At 46.7% G+C, this 18,924-nt stretch carries 20 protein-coding genes and 1 pseudogene; 12 read left to right on the forward strand and 9 right to left on the reverse strand.

What is annotated here, in order from left to right:
- The first annotated feature begins 22 nt into the window (after positions 1-22).
- Positions 23-784 carry a DeoR/GlpR family DNA-binding transcription regulator gene (locus NYE36_RS06540; RefSeq protein ID WP_003154937.1) on the forward strand — a complete coding sequence of 254 codons (762 nt, stop codon included), beginning with the start codon at positions 23-25 and terminating at the stop codon, positions 782-784.
- A 17-nt stretch (positions 785-801) separates the two neighbouring features.
- Positions 802-1,485: an HAD family phosphatase gene (locus tag NYE36_RS06545; RefSeq protein ID WP_064107873.1), complete on the forward strand. Its 684-nt coding sequence runs from the start codon at positions 802-804 to the stop codon at positions 1,483-1,485.
- A gap of 524 nt (positions 1,486-2,009) precedes the next feature.
- Here NYE36_RS06545 and NYE36_RS06550 read toward each other — a convergent pair.
- On the reverse strand, positions 2,010-2,342 hold the full coding sequence (locus NYE36_RS06550) for a hypothetical protein (RefSeq protein WP_025284582.1): 333 nt from the start codon (positions 2,340-2,342) through the stop codon (positions 2,010-2,012).
- Positions 2,343-2,443: 101 nt separating this feature from the next.
- On the opposite strand from NYE36_RS06550, the gene NYE36_RS06555 reads away from it, so the two are divergent.
- Positions 2,444-3,079 (forward strand): MgtC/SapB family protein, encoded by a 636-nt coding sequence (locus NYE36_RS06555; RefSeq protein ID WP_007407316.1) that lies wholly within the window; start codon positions 2,444-2,446, stop codon positions 3,077-3,079.
- An 86-nt stretch (positions 3,080-3,165) separates the two neighbouring features.
- On the opposite strand, the pseudogene NYE36_RS06560 reads toward NYE36_RS06555, so the two are convergent.
- From NYE36_RS06560 to NYE36_RS06575, 4 genes and pseudogenes are all read right to left on the reverse strand, one after another.
- Positions 3,166-3,306, reverse strand: a pseudogene (locus tag NYE36_RS06560) (hypothetical protein); the annotation flags it as partial.
- A gap of 114 nt (positions 3,307-3,420) precedes the next feature.
- Positions 3,421-3,594: a YjfB family protein gene (locus tag NYE36_RS06565; RefSeq protein WP_012117340.1), complete on the reverse strand. Its 174-nt coding sequence runs from the start codon at positions 3,592-3,594 to the stop codon at positions 3,421-3,423.
- A 43-nt stretch (positions 3,595-3,637) separates the two neighbouring features.
- Positions 3,638-4,039: a DUF2809 domain-containing protein gene (locus NYE36_RS06570; protein ID WP_007407313.1), complete on the reverse strand. Its 402-nt coding sequence runs from the start codon at positions 4,037-4,039 to the stop codon at positions 3,638-3,640.
- A gap of 98 nt (positions 4,040-4,137) precedes the next feature.
- On the reverse strand, positions 4,138-4,707 hold the full coding sequence (locus NYE36_RS06575; protein WP_015417262.1) for a YjgB family protein: 570 nt from the start codon (positions 4,705-4,707) through the stop codon (positions 4,138-4,140).
- Positions 4,708-4,831: 124 nt separating this feature from the next.
- Here NYE36_RS06575 and fdhF point away from each other — a divergent pair, with 124 nt between their 5' ends.
- The 4 genes from fdhF to NYE36_RS06595 all read left to right on the forward strand — a co-directional run bounded on the left by fdhF (position 4,832) and on the right by NYE36_RS06595 (position 10,933).
- Positions 4,832-7,789, forward strand: a complete 2,958-nt coding sequence (gene fdhF, locus NYE36_RS06580; RefSeq protein ID WP_265450881.1) for a formate dehydrogenase subunit alpha — start codon at positions 4,832-4,834, stop codon at positions 7,787-7,789.
- The gene (locus tag NYE36_RS06585; protein WP_012117344.1) at positions 7,782-8,324 is read left to right on the forward strand and encodes a DUF1641 domain-containing protein; all 543 of its coding nucleotides are present in this window, start codon (positions 7,782-7,784) and stop codon (positions 8,322-8,324) included. Before fdhF ends, NYE36_RS06585 begins: the two co-directional genes overlap by 8 nt.
- Positions 8,325-8,531: 207 nt before the next feature.
- Positions 8,532-9,752, forward strand: coding sequence for a cytochrome P450 (locus tag NYE36_RS06590; protein ID WP_052827305.1), 1,221 nt, complete (start codon positions 8,532-8,534; stop codon positions 9,750-9,752).
- Entirely contained in the window at positions 9,749-10,933 is a 1,185-nt protein-coding gene (locus NYE36_RS06595) for a macrolide family glycosyltransferase (protein WP_064107726.1), read from the forward strand. Before NYE36_RS06590 ends, NYE36_RS06595 begins: the two co-directional genes overlap by 4 nt.
- Before the next feature lie 42 nt (positions 10,934-10,975).
- Here NYE36_RS06595 and NYE36_RS06600 read toward each other — a convergent pair whose 3' ends face one another.
- Complete coding sequence (locus NYE36_RS06600; RefSeq protein ID WP_053573476.1) at positions 10,976-11,161, reverse strand: hypothetical protein; 186 nt, start codon at positions 11,159-11,161, stop codon at positions 10,976-10,978.
- A gap of 175 nt (positions 11,162-11,336) precedes the next feature.
- Here NYE36_RS06600 and NYE36_RS06605 point away from each other — a divergent pair, with 175 nt between their 5' ends.
- Positions 11,337-12,155 (forward strand): uroporphyrinogen-III synthase, encoded by an 819-nt coding sequence (locus tag NYE36_RS06605; protein ID WP_039251834.1) that lies wholly within the window; start codon positions 11,337-11,339, stop codon positions 12,153-12,155.
- Between the two features lie 25 nt (positions 12,156-12,180).
- Here the strand turns inward: NYE36_RS06605 and fetB are convergent, their stop codons facing one another.
- Genes fetB through NYE36_RS06620 form a run of 3 tightly spaced genes read right to left on the reverse strand, consistent with a single transcriptional unit; the run spans position 12,181 to position 14,691 of the window.
- The gene (gene fetB, locus NYE36_RS06610) at positions 12,181-12,942 is read right to left on the reverse strand and encodes an iron export ABC transporter permease subunit FetB (RefSeq protein WP_015239663.1); all 762 of its coding nucleotides are present in this window, start codon (positions 12,940-12,942) and stop codon (positions 12,181-12,183) included.
- 1 nt (position 12,943) lies between these two features.
- The gene (locus NYE36_RS06615; protein WP_113766340.1) at positions 12,944-13,681 is read right to left on the reverse strand and encodes an ATP-binding cassette domain-containing protein; all 738 of its coding nucleotides are present in this window, start codon (positions 13,679-13,681) and stop codon (positions 12,944-12,946) included.
- A 26-nt stretch (positions 13,682-13,707) separates the two neighbouring features.
- A complete protein-coding gene (locus NYE36_RS06620) occupies positions 13,708-14,691 on the reverse strand; it encodes a multidrug resistance efflux transporter family protein (RefSeq protein WP_113766339.1) in 984 nt (327 codons plus the stop codon).
- A 129-nt stretch (positions 14,692-14,820) separates the two neighbouring features.
- Between NYE36_RS06620 and NYE36_RS06625 the strand changes: the two genes are divergently transcribed.
- The 4 genes from NYE36_RS06625 to uxaC all read left to right on the forward strand — a co-directional run bounded on the left by NYE36_RS06625 (position 14,821) and on the right by uxaC (position 18,921).
- Positions 14,821-15,318: a cupin domain-containing protein gene (locus NYE36_RS06625; protein WP_015417270.1), complete on the forward strand. Its 498-nt coding sequence runs from the start codon at positions 14,821-14,823 to the stop codon at positions 15,316-15,318.
- Positions 15,319-15,704: 386 nt separating this feature from the next.
- Positions 15,705-16,121, forward strand: a complete 417-nt coding sequence (locus NYE36_RS06630; protein WP_003154908.1) for a DUF1641 domain-containing protein — start codon at positions 15,705-15,707, stop codon at positions 16,119-16,121.
- 39 nt (positions 16,122-16,160) lie between these two features.
- The gene (locus NYE36_RS06635; RefSeq protein WP_012117352.1) at positions 16,161-17,339 is read left to right on the forward strand and encodes an NAD(P)/FAD-dependent oxidoreductase; all 1,179 of its coding nucleotides are present in this window, start codon (positions 16,161-16,163) and stop codon (positions 17,337-17,339) included.
- Positions 17,340-17,523: 184 nt separating this feature from the next.
- Complete coding sequence (gene uxaC / locus NYE36_RS06640) at positions 17,524-18,921, forward strand: glucuronate isomerase (protein WP_015239666.1); 1,398 nt, start codon at positions 17,524-17,526, stop codon at positions 18,919-18,921.
- Positions 18,922-18,924: the final 3 nt, after the last annotated feature.

Genomic DNA, 18,924 nt, shown 5'->3' on the forward strand with positions numbered 1-18,924 from the left:
AAGTTGAGGAGATGATTGAAACATGTTAAAAAAAGAGCGACTTTTAAAAATCATCGATATCGTAAACTCGCGGGGGTTTATTACGGTGAGTGATATTATCGATGAATTGGAAGTTTCTGATATGACAGTGAGAAGAGATCTGGACGAGCTGGATAAGGCCGGAAAAATCGTACGTATTCACGGAGGCGCACAGAGCATATCTTATTCCATTGATCACGAATTATCGCATAATGAAAAACTGGGTGTTCAAATGGAGGAGAAGGGGAAGATCGCGGAACTCGCAGCTTCATATGTAAATGACGGCGATACCGTTTTTTTAGGGCCCGGCACGACGATTGAACTTTTAGCCAAACACCTGCTGCATAAGCGAATCAGGATTATCACAAACAACTATCCCGTATTTGATATTTTAAAACATGGTGACACTGCGGATACCATCCTGATTGGCGGCGATTTCCGAAAAAATACCGGTGCCTTCGTCGGGCCCATCGTGAACGGCAATCTGCAGAAATTCAATTTTACGAAAGCCTTCATCAGCGCCAACGGCATACATAATGATGAGATTTCTTCTTACAGCATTGAAGAAGGGGAAGCTCATCAAATCGCGCTGAATAATTCGCGGACGAAATTTTTGCTGGCGGATAATAAAAAATTCAACCGGGAAGATTTTTACGTATTCTATAACTTGCACGATATGGACTATCTGATTACGGATGATAAAGTGATGAAAGATGTTCAAATTCATTACGAGCAATATGTAGATGTCAAAATCGCAAAAAAATAAAAAAGGCGGGCGGTTCGATGAAAGGGGTTATTTTTGATTTCAACGGCACGATGTTTCAAGATTCGCATCTGCACGAAAAAGCATGGTTTTTCATGGTGAAAAAATACGCGCCGAAAACCATATCTGATGAAGACATTTTCGTTAACATTCACGGGAGAACAAACAGTGAAATCCTGACGTATTTTATTTCCGGCGATTTAACAAATGAAGAAATCAAGAAGCTGTCTTTTGAAAAAGAAGCCTACTACAGAGAACTATGCCTTGAAAACAAAGATGAGTTAAAGCTGACGAAGGGACTGACCGGCGTATTGAACCATCTGAAAAAATCAGAAACGCCGATGACCATTGCCACGGCTACGGTAAAGGAAAATGTCGAGTTTTACTTTGACGTCTTTCAGTTGGATCGGTGGTTTAATTTTGACAAAGTCACGTTTGATGACGGGAGCTTCCCCGGAAAACCGGCGCCGGATATTTTTCTCATCGCATCGGAAAAGTTAGGCCTCAGACCTGAAGATTGCTTAGTCATTGAAGATGCCTTTTCGGGGCTCACAGCGGCGAAAAAAGCAGGTGCAGGCAAGATTATGGCCATTGACCCGCTCGGAAAAAACCGCGCGCTATTTGAAGAAAAACAGCTGGCGGATGACGGGATACTGACAGATTTCACCTCGTTTTTTGAGGTGATTGCCGGACATTCTGTTTGAGAGATGCAGTTGGGAGGAACCACCAAATAAACAGCCCGCCAGTAATCGGGCAATTCTTCTTGTTACAATGACCACAGGTCTTGAGAAAGAATTTGATCTTTCAATGGAAGAGATTAAAGATTTTATCAGATGGTATGATCAAAAAAGTTCTGGAATAGGCTTATCTAGATATGTTATCGAGAAGCACTATAATAATATAGGCCCTTTTCAAAATAGAAGGGACCATATTGTTTTTGGGAACATTCTTACTTTTAATGTGAGTGAGTACACTTTAGATAAATAATTACCTGTTTTCCTTCTGCAGCCCTCTTTTTTAAAAAGAGGGCTTTTTTTATGAGGTGCTTATTCTTTTTCAGTTGCGCTTTTGTTTTTGTATAATGATTTTCTCATTGAAGGCGGCATTTTTTGGATCAGAAAGGTGTTCGCCTTAATTGAGATATTGGCTGAATTTATAGATTCGCAGAGATAAAGGAAGTCGTAAAAGATATGCCGTTTGCGGATTTCAGCCTGTCTTTTGAGAAGGATCATTCTTCAATGACGCTTATTTCCCCCGTACCGAAAAAAAGTGAAACACGTTCTCCTCGCTTTTCATAGGTTTTGATAAGTCCTTCCTGCCCTTTAAGTTTCCAGCCTTTTTCGGCTATTTCCAATTGGTATAAACCGCTCGGACCTTCTTCTTCTTTTGCGAAACGGTATGTATAGTTTGAAACGTATTTTCCTTTTTCATATTCCTTTGTTTTGCTGTGCATAGCAAATAATGGAACCGGGAAATCCGGGTGAGAAACAGATGCTTTATATCCTCCCAAAATAAATAAGCTAAATAACAATAATATAAAAAACCACAGAATATATTTCATAAAACCTCCTTATGTCAATTAGTCGGTGCATTTTAAAAAAAGATACACCGCATGATTGGGGTGTAAAAGCGGGTAAGAAGATAAGGAAAGGAGAGAGACGGATGGAACTTGATTTTGTGATTCGTCTGGCAGTTGCGGGTCTGCTCGGGGCTCTTATTGGATTGGAGAGAGAATTCAGGGCGAAGGAAGCCGGTTTGAGGACGCATTTTTTAGTGGCCGTCGGCAGCGCCTTGATGATGATCGTTTCCAAATACGGCTTTTTTGATTTGTTATCCAACAGCCATACGTCCTTTGATCCGAGCCGGGTGGCGGCTCAGGTCGTCAGCGGCGTCGGATTTTTAGGAGCCGGCACGATTATTTTACAGCGGCATGTCGTGCGGGGGCTTACGACGGCCGCGGGGATTTGGGCTACGTCGGGCATCGGGCTGACGATTGGGGCAGGTATGTATGTCATCGGCATCAGCGGCACGATTTTGGCGTTAATCGGGCTTGAACTGTTAAATTTTCTGTTTAAACCGGCGGCGCATTCTTTGTCTGTCAGTTTCAGGATTGAGGAGAAAGCCGTCATGCATGATATTTTAACTTCTCTTGAGGAAAAAGGAATTCTGATTACGTCCTATGAATTGAATAAGGCGGTGCTTGAAGTGAAGGGAAGGGTGAAAAGCAAAAGCGGGAAAGCGGCGGTAATGGAAAAAGTTCAAGCCCTCCCGTATATCCTGTCGGTCAAAGTTGAATAGCAGACAGGGGAAGCCTCCTGTCTGCGGTCATTTCTTTTCAAACATTAATACCAAGGATAGAACGGGATATACGGCCGCGGATAGTATGGATATGGTCTAGGATAATAATAAGGCGGCCGCGGATAGTATGGATATGGTCTGGGGAAATAATAAGGCGGCCGCGGATAATGATATGGCACCCGTTCGTGGCTCTCGGCTGTGTATTCATGATAGAAAGGATCGTACAAGAGGAAAACCTCCTTTTCAAATGTTTGGTTCCGTTTACCTTATTCCTGTATGCCCGGTATGGTGTACGTACAACGGGCAAAAAAAAGACGCCGGTTATCATCCGGCATCTTTTTTTACACTTTCACATCAATTGAATGTCCGGCAGTCGGGTGCTGGGACGGCAGCATTTTCACTGTTTCTTCTGCCGCAGCCTGTGCATGCTGCATGACCGTTTTTGTTAAAGCGATATTTACATTCTGCGCCAGAGATGCCTGATGCATTGCGATTGATAACGCAGGGATATCCATAGCTTCCACCTCCTTATCCCTTCATATCGGCGGCATGCTCCGATTATGAAGGGGACTGGCGGTTTCTTTTTACGGCCCATTCTAAAAATGCGGCAGCGCATACCCCGAGGGTATAGGCAAAAATGTCACTCCAGACAAATTGCCAGCCGAGGATCAGCCCGCCGAGCGTGCTGCTTCTGATTGCGTCAATCCAAGGCGCGTGATACAGCTGGCTGCATTCAATCAGACAGCAAAACGAGAGGCTCAAAAATGCGGCTGTTTCCGTCCGTATGTGCCGAAACAAAAGCCCGAATCCTGTAAAAATCATTGCCGCCCACAAGGCATCTCCTAAATAAGCGTTTATGATGCCGGGCAATAGGGCGGTGATGTATGCGGTTCTGGACAGCAAACCGAGGGCGATGATAAAAACGGTACATATTCCGTATGTCAATGGATGTCTATTCACTTCACACTGTTCCCCTTTTTTTGTACTCCCATGTATTGTAAGGAACGACGGAGAAGCTGTCTATGAAAAAAACGGTCCGGGAGGCCGCTTTTTTTGCGTTATCTGGCTTTTAGGTTGACATGGTCTGCTTTTTGGTCACTGCCGATGACGAAGCGGAGCTCATACTGCCCCGTATGGTAGACGTAATCTGTTTCGCCCGTTTTTGGCACTGTCAGGATTTTGTCAGCGCTGCCGATTTGTTTGCTTAAGACGTCAGGTGTGACGCTCCCGAGGTTTAAGCGCCGCTCGACCCCTGTTCCGAAATAGCGTATTTCCGAGATTTTTCCGTTTTTATGATAGGAAAATCCATAACCGGGGTTTCCCATGTTCCAGCTGTATAAATCAAATGGATTGCGGCTGTCTGCTTTTTGTTCCGGCTCGCCGATTTTATCGTAAACGTCCTGTCTTGTGCTTTGGTTGATTTTCAGGCCTTTCACATTTTGCGGCATTTCCCCTTTAAACGCCGATTGGTAAAGGCTGTTCACCAGTTCTTGTGCACGTTGGTTTTCCGTTTTTGAAGCGGCTGCGGCGTGGACGGGCTGTGTAACCGAAAATGCTTCTGCGCCGAATGCGCATCCCGTGAGCATCACTGCCGATAATCCCGTGGCGAGTGTTTTTTTCTTCAACATATGTGAACGCCTCCTTTTTACCGCTCATACCCGTATGTTTCCTGAGATAAACGAGATGTTTTAGTGAAAGGCCGGCTGGGAATCATAGAGGATGTATAGAGGGGTACAGAAAGGGGAAAAGAAAATGGCTGGGACAAAGAAAGTTACAATCAATGGGGTTGAAATGGAAGCGCCGGACGGCCAAACCGTTTTGCAGCTTTTGAACAATAGTTCAATTGACGTGCCGCACGTGTGTTATCACCCGAGTCTCGGGCCGATTGAAACGTGCGATACCTGTATCGTCAATGTTAACGGGGAACTGGTGCGTTCGTGTTCCGCGCAAATAAAGGACGGAGATGTCATCGATACGCTTTCGTCCGATGTAAAAAAAGCGCAGATTATCGGCATGGACAACATTTTGCACAACCATGAATTGTACTGCACGGTCTGTGATTACAACAATGGGAGCTGCGAAGTACATAATACCGTAAAGGAAATGAAAATCAATCATCAAAGCATTCCGTTCGATCAAAAACCGTATCCTAAAGATGAATCAAATCCGTTTTACCGATATGATCCCGACCAGTGCATTTTGTGCGGACGCTGCGTCGAAGCCTGTCAGGACGTACAGGTAACCGAAACCTTAAGCATTGATTGGGAGCGGAAACGCCCGCGGGTCATTTGGGATCAGGATGTGCCGATCAATGAATCATCATGTGTTTCCTGCGGACATTGTTCGACGGTATGTCCGTGTAATGCCATGATGGAAAAAGGCATGGAAGGCGAAGCGGGGTATTTAACAAGCATTAACCAAGAGACGCTTCGGCCGATGATTGACATCACAAAAGGCGTCGAAACCGGATACGGATCGATTTTGGCCATATCGGACATGGAATCGGCCATGCGGGATGAAAGAATCAAAAAAACGAAAACCGTATGCACATACTGCGGTGTCGGCTGCAGTTTTGATATATGGACGAAAGGAAGAGACATTTTAAAGGTCGAGCCTCAGGCCGAGGCCCCAGCAAATGGCATTTCGACGTGTGTGAAAGGGAAATTCGGCTGGGATTTCGTCAATAGTGAAAAGCGCCTTACCAAACCGCTTATCCGGGAAGGAGACTCGTTTCGGGAGGCGGAATGGGATGAAGCGCTGCAGCTGATCGCTGATAAATTTACCGATATAAAAGAACAATTCGGCCCTGACGCACTTGCCTTTATCACATCTTCCAAATGCACGAATGAAGAATCATACGTGATGCAGAAGCTTGCAAGAGCCGTCATCGGCACAAATAATGTCGACAACTGCTCACGCTACTGCCAGTCTCCCGCCACGGCCGGATTGTTCAGAACGGTCGGATACGGCGGTGATTCAGGGTCGATTACAGATATAGAAAAAGCTGAGCTCGTGCTGATAATCGGTTCAAATACGTCTGAGTCTCACCCCGTCCTGTCCACACGCATTAAACGTTCTCATAAACTGCACGGACAGAAGCTCGTCGTCGCTGACTTGCGAAAACATGAAATGGCCGAGCGCTCCGATGTGTTTTTCCAGCCGCGTGCCGGATCAGATATTGTCTGGCTGAATGCCGTATCGAAATATCTGCTTGATCACGATTTGGCGGATACTGCATTTCTGAAGGAGAGAGTGAACGGATTAGATGAATTCGTGAAAAGCCTTGAACCTTATACAATGGAATATGCGGAAAAACATACCGGTGTGGACAAGGATACCTTAATCAAAGTGGCCCGGATGATTCATGAAGCCGGCAGCGTGTGCGCACTGTGGGCGATGGGTGTCACCCAGCATATCGGAGGAAGTGATACGAGCACGGCCATTTCCAATATGCTTCTTGTGACCGGAAATTACGGCAAGCCCGGCGCAGGCTCATATCCGCTTCGGGGCCATAATAACGTGCAGGGAGCCAGTGATTTCGGCAGTATGCCTGACAGCTTCCCCGGCTATGAAAAAGTAACGGATGAAAAAGCCCGTAAAAAGTATGAACAGGGCTGGGGAACAGACCTGCCGAAAGAAATCGGAATGACAAATCATGAAATGATCGAAGGCATCCACTCAGGAAAACTGAAGTCCATGTACTTAAAAGGAGAAGAAATGGGGCTTGTCGACTCCAATATTAACCATGTTCATGCCGCATTTGAAAAGCTTGATTTCTTCGTTGTGCAGGATATCTTTCTTTCGCGTACGGCCGAGTTCGCCGATGTCGTGCTTCCGGCAAGCCCGAGCCTTGAAAAAGAAGGGACGTTTACGAATACGGAACGGAGGGTGCAGCGCCTTTACGAAGTGTTTGAACCGCTGGGCGATTCAAAGCCTGATTGGCAGATCATTACAGACATCGCCAGCCGTCTGGGCGCTGATTGGCACTATGAACATCCGGCAGACATTATGGAAGAAGCGGCGATGCTTTCGCCGCTCTACGCAGGCGTCACTTACGAACGTCTCGAAGGCTACAATTCACTGCAATGGCCGGTTGCAGCGGACGGAACCGATTCACCGCTTTTATTTACGGATAAGTTCCCGTTTTCAGACGGCAAAGCGATTCTATATCCCGTTCAGTGGACCGAGCCGAAAGAATTTGGTGAAGAATATGATATCCATGTGAATAACGGGCGGCTGCTCGAGCATTTTCACGAAGGGAATCTGACTTACCGGTCAAAAGGAATATCCGAAAAAACACCGGGTGTGTTCCTTGAGGTCTCGCCCGAACTCGCCGAAGAAAGAGGGCTGGAAGACGGAACGCTTGTCCGTCTGACATCACCGTACGGAAATGTGAAAGTCAAGTGCGTCATCACAGACAGGGTAAAAGGCAAACAAGTCTATCTCCCGATGAACGATTCAAAAGACGCCGCCATTAACCTTTTGACAAGCAGCTATGCCGATAAGGATACCGATACACCGGCTTATAAAGAAACATCAGCGAAGATGGAGATTTTGAAAAAAGAAGGCGTTAATCCGCTTCCGAAAATCAATTTCCGTTACGGAAACCCGCAGCCGCAGATCGGTGTCCGGGTTGATCGGAAATGGGCGCGTAAAGATTATGTATTTCCGGGAGACGCCGTAAAAAGGGGGAAACAGCAAAATGGCTAAAGCAATCAGCGGCATCCGAAAACAGACCGTCACAGAAGAAGACAAACGAAAAAAGGACTTAGAAGAGATCGAGACAGCTCTTTTACGAAATAAAGACGCGATTTTGGAATCTCTGCACATTCTTCAGCACATGAACGAGCGCGGCGTTTTGGCGCTTCTGCGCGGGCTCTTCGGCCAGGGAGACAAAGTGATGGATATCCTCGTGAAGAAGGCGAATACTCCGGAAACGGCCAATATGCTGAAAAATCTCCTGCTGTTAAGCGGCGTTCTCGGCATGCTCGATGTAAAACAGCTTGAGCCATTTATCGTTAAAATCAATGCGGGGGTCACAAAGGCCGTCGAGGAAAAAGACAGCGGCAGGAAGACCGGGTATTTTGATATCGTCCGCGCTTTAAAAGACCCGGAAATCAACAAGGCCGTCACTCTGCTGTTTTCTTTCCTGAAAGGCATGGGCGCTGATACGGACGATATGGAAAGAAATACGCAGCCTCCTGAAGACCAAAAGCAGCACCAGAAACCGCAGACGAATGAGTGAACATATCTCCCGAGCCTGGCCGAAGGCTCGGGTTTTTTGTGCGCCTCTGCTGTTTTCTTGGGAGAAATTTCACCTCCGGATTCATGACTTTTGTTGTGTTATGTTAATAGTTAAGGTTATGAATAGAAAAAAATTGAAAATATGTGCTAGGATAAAATTCAAGGTACGTCAACTATTCAAATATGAAACAATCAGGAGTGATGAAATATGAGTAAGCTGAGGAGCACGAGACAAGCCATCCAAAGAACCCTGATGAAAGGAAAAAACGGCCTGGACGTATACAACCCTTTTCCTTGGTACGAAAAAATGAGACGGGAAAGCCCTATACACTTTGATGAAGAAACGAAGGTTTGGAGTGTGTTTTTATACGATGATGTCAAAAAAGTCATCAGTGATAAAGAGACGTTCTCAAGCCTCATGACTGATGTGAAAAGCTCGATTGCAAAGTCCATGCTGAATATGGACCCGCCGAAGCATACCCAAATCAGATCCGCCGTCAATCGCGCTTTCACTCCCCGCGTCTTGAAGGAATGGGAGCCGCGAATTAAAGACATTACCGATCATCTCCTGAAACAGGCAAAGAACAAAGGGCGGATTGATATCGTTAAAGATCTCTCTTACCCTTTGCCGGTCATGGTGATTTCAGAATTATTGGGCGTTCCGTCCGAACGTATGGATCAGTTTAAAAAATGGTCGGACATTCTCGTCAGCATGCCGAAAGATGCGAGCCCTGAAGCGGCGGAGAAAAATCAGCAGGAACGTGACCAATGTGAGGCGGAGCTGGCGGCGTTTTTTGCGGAAATAATAGAAAGCAAACGAAAACAGCCCGGCCAAGACATTATTTCTATTTTGATAAAAGAGGAAGAAGAGGGAGAGAAGCTCACGGCAGAAGATCTGATCCCGTTTTGCAACCTGCTTTTAGTGGCGGGAAATGAAACAACGACTAATCTCATTTCAAATGCGGTTTACAGCATATTAGAGACGCCCGGCCTTTATGAAGAGCTGAGACAGGACCCTTCTCTCATCGCGCAAACGGTGGAAGAAACGCTGCGTTTTCGCGCTCCCGCTCCGTTTGTCAGAAGGACGGTCCGGCACGACACTGAACTGCGCGGACGCCGCTTGAAAAGCGGGGAAATCGTTCTCTGCTACGTTGCATCTGCCAACCGTGATGAAAACAAATTTGAGAAGGCGGGCGTATTTGATATTCATCGCCAATCGAATCCGCACCTTTCCTTCGGATTCGGCGTACACTTCTGCTTAGGCGCTCCGCTTGCCAGACTTGAAGCGGAAGTCGCGCTGAAAGGAATTGTAAAAGCCTTTTCACACCTTGAGCCTGTTCGGATTGAGCCGATCCGAAACAGTGTCATGTACGGGCTGGAGTCTTTAGAAGCGGAGATAAACGAAAATAAGGGAGAAGAAAAAAGATGAGAAAAACACATATCGCCATTATTAATGTGGCCGCTCACGGTCATGTCAATCCCACGCTGCCCGTAGCCGAGGAACTTGTCAATCGCGGGTATAAAGTGACATTCGCTACGACTGAGGAATTCGAAGCTTCCGTTGCCAAAACGGGCGCCATTCCCGTTTTATACCGCACAAGCATAAAGGCGGACCCGGAGACGATAAAAGAACGGGTAAACAAAAATGACGCGTTTGTGATGTTTCTGGAAGAAGCGGTTGAAGTGCTTCCGCAGCTGGAAGAGCTGTACAAAGACGACCTTCCTGACATCGTCCTGTTTGATTTTTTAGCTCTTGCCGGAAAATTGTTTGCGGATAATGGCGGCATCCCGGCCGTAAAGTTCTGCCCGAGCTATGCAATGAATGAGTATTTTCAATTAGGAAGAGACGAAGAAACACTGGAAGCGGCCAAACAGGCGATAGAAGAATACCAGGAGCAGATTGAAAATGAACAATTGAAACGGATGACAATGGAAGAATTTTTTATGCCTGAAAAACTGAATATTGTCTTTATGCCAAGGGCCTTTCAGCCGAAACAGGAAACCTTTGATGAACGATTCTGTTTTGTGGGTCCGTCTCTTGGAGAACGCACAAATACGGGAAGTCTGGAAATTGATGCAGCCGATGACCGTCCGCTTATGCTCATCTCACTGGGAACGGCGTTTAACGCCTGGCCTGAATTTTACCGGATGTGTATTGACGCGTTTCGGGACTCGGACTGGCGGGTTATTATGTCAGTCGGCACAACAATTGATCCGGAAAGTTTTTCGGATGTCCCCGATCACTTTATCATCCGCCAGCACGTTCCTCAGCTTGATGTGCTGGAGAAAGCAAAGCTGTTCGTATCTCACGGCGGGATGAACAGTACAATGGAGGCGATGAATGCGGGTGTCCCGCTCGTTGTCGTTCCGCAAATGCACGAACAAGAGGTTACCGCAAAGCGTGTGGATGAATTGGGGCTTGGCGTGCATCTGCCGCCGAAAGAAGTCACTGTGGCCCGTTTGCAAAAAGACGTTCAAAACGTATACGGCGATAAAAACATCCTCAGCCGCGTGAAAAGCATGCAGCAGAAAATAGAAGAAACCGGCGGCCCCAAACAGGCTGTTTGCGCCATTGAAGAATTTTTGAAAACGGCGGCCGTCGAAAATTGATTGAGAAACAGGCAGCGCACCGGAAGACGGCTGCCTGTTTTGTTATATGTTTTTCTTCATGCCGCATCTCCGGCATTCCCTCAAAAATTTTCCGCCCTTCACTGAGCTTTTAAACAGCGTGTAGTCGCAATTGTCACATCGGCCGCTGTGAGCATCAGGATACTCATTGAACTCATAAATGACCGAAGTATCGTATCCTTTTGTCTCGAACTCTTTTTTTGTTTCCATGATTGAAAATCCCTCCGCGAATCAAATCGTTCTGCCCGGTTAATGATACAGCAACTGCACGGGGGATTCAACGGGAGCATAGCTTGATTTTCCCGGCTGATTGCGTAACAATAATAGAAATAAATGACGGCCTGCCATAGGGCGCCCGGCATCTGAAGGGAAGAAGAAAACAGCGATGGGAAAAGGATTGAACGGGAAACGGATTGCCATCGGCGGTTCGCGGAAAACAGAAGAGATCACAAGATTAATAGAAAAGCAGGGCGGAACGGCGGTCGTCCGTTCCCTCCAAGGAACCGTATACCTGGCGGAGGATCAAATTGAACCCGACGTAAGAACATTTGCCGGGCAAAAAGCCGACTGGGTGATATTCACCACAGGCATCGGTACGGAAACGTTATTGTCGGTATCGGAAAAAATCGGTCTGAAAGAAGAATTTTTAGCGGCCGTTCATGAAGCGAAAATCGGCTGCAGAGGCTATAAAACATATGCGGCCTTAAAAAAGCTCGGCATCACGCCGCATGCCTCAGATGAAGACGGTACAACAAGAGGGCTGATCCGCTCCTTGGAACGATTTGACTTTAAAGATAAAAAAGTCATGATACAGCTTCATGGCGAAAAAGCGCCGGTCTTAACGGAGTTCCTTGAGAAAAACGGAGCGGAGGTATTCCCTGTTCTGCCGTATCAGCATATTCCGCCTGAAAGGGAGACGGTCGATAAACTGCTGGGAGAGCTGTTAAACGGAGAGGTCGATGCCGTATGTTTTACGACAGCCATTCAAGTGCGTTCTCTCTTTGATTATGCAAAAGAAAAAGGGTTCACAAAAGAAGTGCAGCAGGCATTCGAAAAACAAGTGCTTGCCGCCGCAGTCGGCAAAGTGACGGCTGAAGCGATCCGGGATGAAGGGGTAAAGAGGGTCCTTGCTCCGGACATTGAGCGGATGGGAGCGATGATTATTGAATTATCCCGTTACTATGAATCTCTGACCTTGTCATAAACCATCATTCAGCAGGGAAAAAAGCCTACGCTTCCCTGCTGAATTTTTTTAATTGCCAGTGTTCCGTGAAAAGGGAAGGATATGTCAAGGCGCTGAGGATGATACATGTAAGAAGAGCGGAGGCCATCGTTGTAAAAACGATCAGCAGCTGAAAGCGCACCGCCTGTATCGGATCAGCCCCCGCTAAAATCTGCCCCGTCATCATGCCGGGAAGCTGAACGAGACCCAATGTTTTCTGGCTTTCAAGCGTCGGGATCATACTGAGCTTCATACTGGACGTCAATATCTGCCGGACGGCCTGCTTAGGCGTTCCTCCGAGAGAGAGAATCAGCTGGATTTCTTCTTTCCGCAGATCCGCTTCCGAACTGAGCCTGCTTAAAAACAGGCTTGAGAGCACCATGGAGTTTCCGATGACCATGCCGCTTATCGGAATGACATATCTTGAAGTGAACGGAATGATGTGAAGGGTCAGTAAAAGTCCCTGCGTCACGGTTTCCGCGATCGCCAGTGTCAGAAAAACGCGCCAAAATGAGCCGATCCGCATTTTTTTCCGTTTGGAGACATTGTGCGAAGCGGCCGTGAGCATGAGAAGCACCATTAATATGATAAATATCGGGTGATCACCGCGAAAAATCAGCGACAGCACATAGCCGATGATAAGCAGCTGAATGACGGCCCTGACGGTTGCGACGATCATATCCTTTTCGACGCCGGCTTTAAAAGATTTAGACAGGAATAAAGCAATAATGACAAATATACTTGTCAATAATAGAGAAAGATCATTCATATCAGCACCCGCTCCCTTGTAAAAGCGCCCGGGCCTTTTCGTGTTTCGGTTCCTTAAAGAACGTTTTCGTTTCCGCGGTCTCTAAAAGCCGGCCCTCAGCCATAAACCATACCGTATCGGATAACCGTTCCGCTTGTTCAAGGTTATGGGTGATCCACAGGACCGTCAGCTGTTTTTGTCGATGGAGTTTCGTAATCAGTTTCTCAATGATGAGAACGGATGACGGGTCGAGCGCCGAGGTGATTTCATCCAGCAGCAGGATGGACGGCAGTCCGGCGAGAGTTCGCGCTAATGAGAGTTTCTGCCGCTGGCCTCCGGATAATTCTTTTGCATTCCGATCCAGAAGCCCGCGCGGTAGGTCTGTAAAATCTGCGAGCTCTTCAGGGGTATAGTGCTGCGCCCCGTGGAGTTTTTCTGCGAGCAGAAGGTTGTCCCGCACCGTGCCCTCGAGGACGGGAGCTGATTGAAATGCAAGGCCCGCGGTTTTTCTGAGCTCCCTGATATCCCAGCGCCTTATTTCTTTTCCGAATACAAGCACTTCCCCTTCATCAGGTGTATTCATCAGATTGCACAGTGTCAGCAATGTGCTTTTTCCCGCGCCGGAAGGGCCTATCAACGCCGTGATAGAACCTTTTTGAATATGTCCGGTTACACGGCTTAGGACATCAAAGGACGTATTGTTTTGTTCAAAGCGTTTGCCGGCTGACAGAAAAGATATTGCCGGAATTTCTTCTTTCATACAGGAAGACACCTTTCGTAAAAAAATCAGGAACCGGTGAGATTGGCTGACGTTTGCTCAGCCGTTTTCTGGTCTGTCTGCCGGGAAGCGAATGTATGCATGACCATTCCCGCAATAATAATGAACAGTCCGGCAAATGAAAGAAGTGACGGAAACGCCGCGGATAAAAAGACGATTTCGCCGATCAGTGCAAAAAGAACCTCTCCGGACTGCGTCGCTTCAACAGCAGCGAGCTTCTGCGGCTCATTCCTCACCATATCGGTGGCGCGGAAAAATAATACTGTTGCGATAACGCCAGAGCTGAGTGCGACGATAAAGGATTGGAATGTCTGTGCCATTGACGGAAGCCCGTCTCTATGCCAGCCGAAAGCGGCGATCAAAAGCCAAAACGGAAGGCTTGCGAGCGTCATGCCGAGCACCCGCTGAAACGTATCGAGTTTTCCGCCGTATTGTTCCAGCATTTTGCGGTTGCCGAGCGGATAGGCAAATGCGGCGATGACGACCGGCACCACGCTGAATAGTATCGTGCGGCCGGACAGAGAACCCGCATGCTGAAGCTGAATCAGACCGGCTCCGATCAGGATGATGACGGAAGTAACCAGCGAAATGAGCGGGATCTTTTGTCTGGCGGAAACCGGGCCCGCCGGTGAATTTTTTGTTTCGTAGAAAAACGGCGACAGAAGCACACCCGCGACAATTGTAATCTGCCACGTGCCGGCGATCAGCCAGCCCGGCCCATATGCCGCCGCAAACGTAATCGGGGCATAAAAAAGCACGAACCCGGTAAAACTCCACTTCAGCCAAAAAAACGGTTTTTTCCGGATTTCATGCCAGAGCGGCGCCCATTTTCCTTTCGCATAAACGATCAAAAATAAAAACGGAACCATAAAAAGAAAACGCAGGGAAGAGCTCCACATCCAGCTTCCGCCGGAAAGCTCCATCGCCCTGTTTAAAATAAATGTGACTGCAAAAAACAGAGATGCCAATATTCCGATCACGATGGCTTTCATTAAATCCCTCATTTTGACACATATTTTTTTATACTATACTATTCACCGACAGGCTTCGCAATGGAATATGAGAAAATAGCGTTTTAACAAATGATGAATGGGAAACAGACATATACGGAGGTGAAAACAATGCAGAAAGAGGATATTCAAGTGCTTTATTTTGAAGATGACGGCCGCATTCCGAATAACCCGAATCTTCCGCTTGTTATTTATAAAGCGGTATTTAATGAAGAAACGGTGCAGAAAGCAGAGTCCGTCCTCCGCCGGCACGATTGGTCGAACAGCTGGACGGGCGGAGTATTTCCGTATCACCATTTTCACAGCACCACGCACGAAGTTCTTGTCGCGGTAAAAGGAAACGCGGTTTTGAGGTTCGGCGGGGAACAAGGAGCGGATGCCGTTCTTCAAACGGGGGACGCAGCGGTCATTCCGGCCGGCACCGGACATAAAAAACTGTCGGGCAGTTCTGATTTTACCGTGATCGGGGCTTATCCGGGCGGCAGGCAGTACGATACAAAAACGGAGAAAAATGATAGAACTTCAGAAGAAATCAGCCGTGTCCCGCTCCCGGAATGCGACCCCTTTACGGGAAAAACGGGCCCGCTATTAAAATTGTGGGAAAAATGACAGGGGAAAAGCGGATGGTCTGTAAAAAAATAGCCTAAAAGAAACGTTATTACACCCCCGCCATATAAATAATTTCATAAACGAAACAATTCACGTTCAAATTTTGTTCAAAAAGTGTTATTATATAAGAGTAAATCAAATTGGGGTTTTTTATGTTTGCTATTTTCAGAGAGGAAAAAGAAATTTTGACTTATTCAATTGTTTTTGTTGATATAAAAATAATACTGGATATGGCAAAGTGAAAAACTGGGTAGTAAACATTTATTTTTGTAAATGATTGTGCATGAATTCACAATCTTGCTTTTTCATGCTTTTCTGCATGAAGGGGGAAAGGCTACCCTTTCCAAAAAAATCAGCATACTGCTTATAGTAAAGGAGAATCGGATATGCCAGAAACAATCGATCAAACAAATGCATCTGTCAGCCAAGGCCAACGCGATCTTATTGATCAGCTGCTAAAACCTGAAGTTCAAGAATCACTGACTGTTTTAGTGGATCAGCTTCCAAAACTGACTGAGTTAGTAAATATTTTAACGAAGTCTTATGATTTTGCACAGTCTGTAGCGACAGACGAAGTATTGAAGAGCGATACAGTGGGTGCGCTTACAGAAATTCTTGAGCCGGTGAAAGAAACAGCGAAAGAAGTTGCGGCTACTGCGATCGAAGCAAAAGACCGCGCGGATGCAAGCAATGAAACGATCGGACTTTTCGGCCTGCTGCGCATGCTGAAAGATCCTCAAGCTCAAAAGCTGTTCCGTTTTGCTAACAGCTATCTTGAAATCATGAACGAAAAACAAAAATAATCTCAGATTCAAATTGATATAAAGGACGGAGGATATACGATGTCAAAACATATTGTCATTTTAGGCGCTGGTTACGGCGGAGTTCTTTCTGCTTTAACCGTTCGCAAACATTACAGTAAAGATGAAGCACGCGTAACCGTTGTGAACAAATACCCGACTCACCAAATCATTACGGAACTGCACCGCCTTGCAGCGGGCAACGTGTCTGAACAGGCTGTTGCTATGCCGCTTGAAAAACTTCTGAAAGGAAAAGACGTCGACATTAAAATCGCAGAAGTCAATTCTTTCTCAGTTGATAAGAAAGAAGTTGCCCTTTCTGACGGTTCTAAGCTGACTTATGACGCGCTTGTTGTCGGACTTGGTTCTGTTACGGCTTATTTCGGCATTCCTGGACTCGAAGAAAACAGCATGGTGCTGAAATCTGCGGCTGATGCCAACAAAGTATACAAACACGTGGAAGACCGTGTGCGTGAATACGCTAAAACGAAAAACGAAGCTGATGCAACGATCCTTATCGGCGGCGGCGGCTTAACAGGCGTTGAGCTTGTCGGTGAGCTTGCTGACATCATGCCGAACCTTACGAAAAAATACGGCGTAGATCCGAAAGCAATCAAACTGAAATTAGTAGAAGCAGGTCCGAAAATTCTTCCTGTTCTTCCTGATGACCTTATCGAACGCGCGACAAAAAGTCTTGAAAAACGCGGCGTTGAGTTCTTAACAGGTCTTCCTGTTACAAATGTTGAAGGAAACGTTATTGATCTGAAAGACGGTTCAAAAGTCGTTGCCAACACATTTGTATGGACAGGCGGCGTACAAGGCAACCCGTTAGTCGGCGAATCCGGCCTTGAAGTGAACCGCGGCCGTGCGACGGTTAACGATTTCTTACAATCTACTTCTCATGAAGATGTATTCGTTGTCGGAGACAGCGCAGTATACTTTGCGCCGGACGGCCGTCCGTACCCGCCGACAGCGCAAATCGCTTGGCAGATGGGTGAACTTGTCGGTTACAACCTGTTCGCTTACTTAGAAGGAAAAACGCTTGAAACATTCAAGCCTGTAAACTCTGGTACGCTTGCAAGCCTCGGACGTAAAGACGCGGTTGCCATCATCGGAGCGAACTCTACTCCGCTGAAAGGTCTTCCGGCATCTTTAATGAAAGAAGCAAGTAACGTACGTTATTTAACACATATCAAAGGATTATTCAGCCTCGCTTACTAATCCTTAAGATCACACAGAAGACATTGCCGGACTTTCTCGGCAGTGTCTTTTTTTGTATGAAAATGTTACGGATGAAATTTTCTGAAAAATAAAATAAAAATGATTGATATGTGAGAAAGAGGAAGCTAAAATAAAAAAGAACCATTTTGTTAACGTTAACATTTTTAAGAGGGAGGATGAAAGTGTGAAAGCTTTTATGGGTGATGATTTTTTACTGGATAGTAAAACGGCCGTAAAGCTGTACAGGGAATACGCCGAAAACATGCCGATCATTGATTATCACTGTCACTTAAGCCCAAAGGAAATCTATGAAAATAAAACCTTCGCAACGATTACGGAGGCATGGCTTTACGGTGACCACTACAAGTGGCGGATCATGAGGGCCAACGGCATTGAAGAGCGCTGCATTACCGGAAACGCTTCAGATGAAGAGAAGTTTTTCGCCTGGGCAAAAACGGTGCCGATGGCGATAGGCAATCCGCTGTACAGCTGGACGCATTTAGAGCTGCAGCGCTGGTTCGGCATTTATGACGTATTGAATGAAAAAACGGCCGCGGCAATTTGGAAAAAAACGAATGAGCTCCTGCAGGGAGACGGGTTTGGCGCAAGGGATCTCATTCTGAAATCAAATGTCAAAGTCATTTGCACAACCGACGATCCTGCCGATGCGCTGACATACCACGAACTGTTGAAAGAAAGTGATTTTCCGGTTCAAGTGCTGCCCGGATTTCGGCCTGACAAAGGACTGGACATCAGCAGCCCGGGTTTTGCCGATTGGGTCCGTTCGCTGGAGAGCGCTTCCGGAATGGCTGTCACCACCTACCAATCGTATTTAGATGCGTTAGAATCCCGCGTCCGCTTTTTTCACAATGCCGGGGGAAGAGTGTCGGATCACGCATTAGATCAAATGGTCTATGCCGAGACGACCGAAGAGGAAGCGGCCCGGATTTTTGCAGCCGGATTAAGCGGAGAGCATGTGTCTTTTGAAGATGAAAAGAAATTCAGAACACGGACGCTGCAATATCTTTGCGGTCTTTACGCCGAACTGGACTGGGCGATGCAGTTCCATATTAACGCGTTAAGAAATACCAATACAAATAAGTTCAGCAGCCTCGGTCCTGATACGGGATATGACTCAATTAATGATGAACGTATCGCAAAACCGCTCGCCCGGCTGTTAGATTCCGCCGAAAAAAAGCGGCAATTGCCTAAAACGATTTTGTATTCTTTGAATCCGAATGACAACTATATTATCGCCAGCATGATCAACAGCTTTCAGGATGGGAAAACACCGGGGAAAATTCAATTCGGCACAGCCTGGTGGTTCAATGACACGAAAGATGGAATGCTCCAGCAAATGAAAGCGTTATCAAATACAGGCCTGTTCAGCCGTTTTATCGGGATGCTGACGGATTCAAGAAGTTTCCTGTCCTATCCCCGCCATGAATACTTCAGGCGGCTTGTCTGCACGCTGATCGGCGGCTGGGCGGAACAAGGCGAAGCGCCTTACGATATGGAGCTTTTAGGAAAGATTGTCGAGGGGATTTGTTACCGGAATGCTGAGGAATATTTCCGCTTTTAAAAA

Origin of the sequence: Bacillus sp. FSL R5-0593 (assembly GCF_038603755.1) — a bacterium.
In the GTDB taxonomy this organism is placed as follows: Bacteria; Bacillota; Bacilli; order Bacillales; family Bacillaceae; genus Bacillus; species Bacillus velezensis.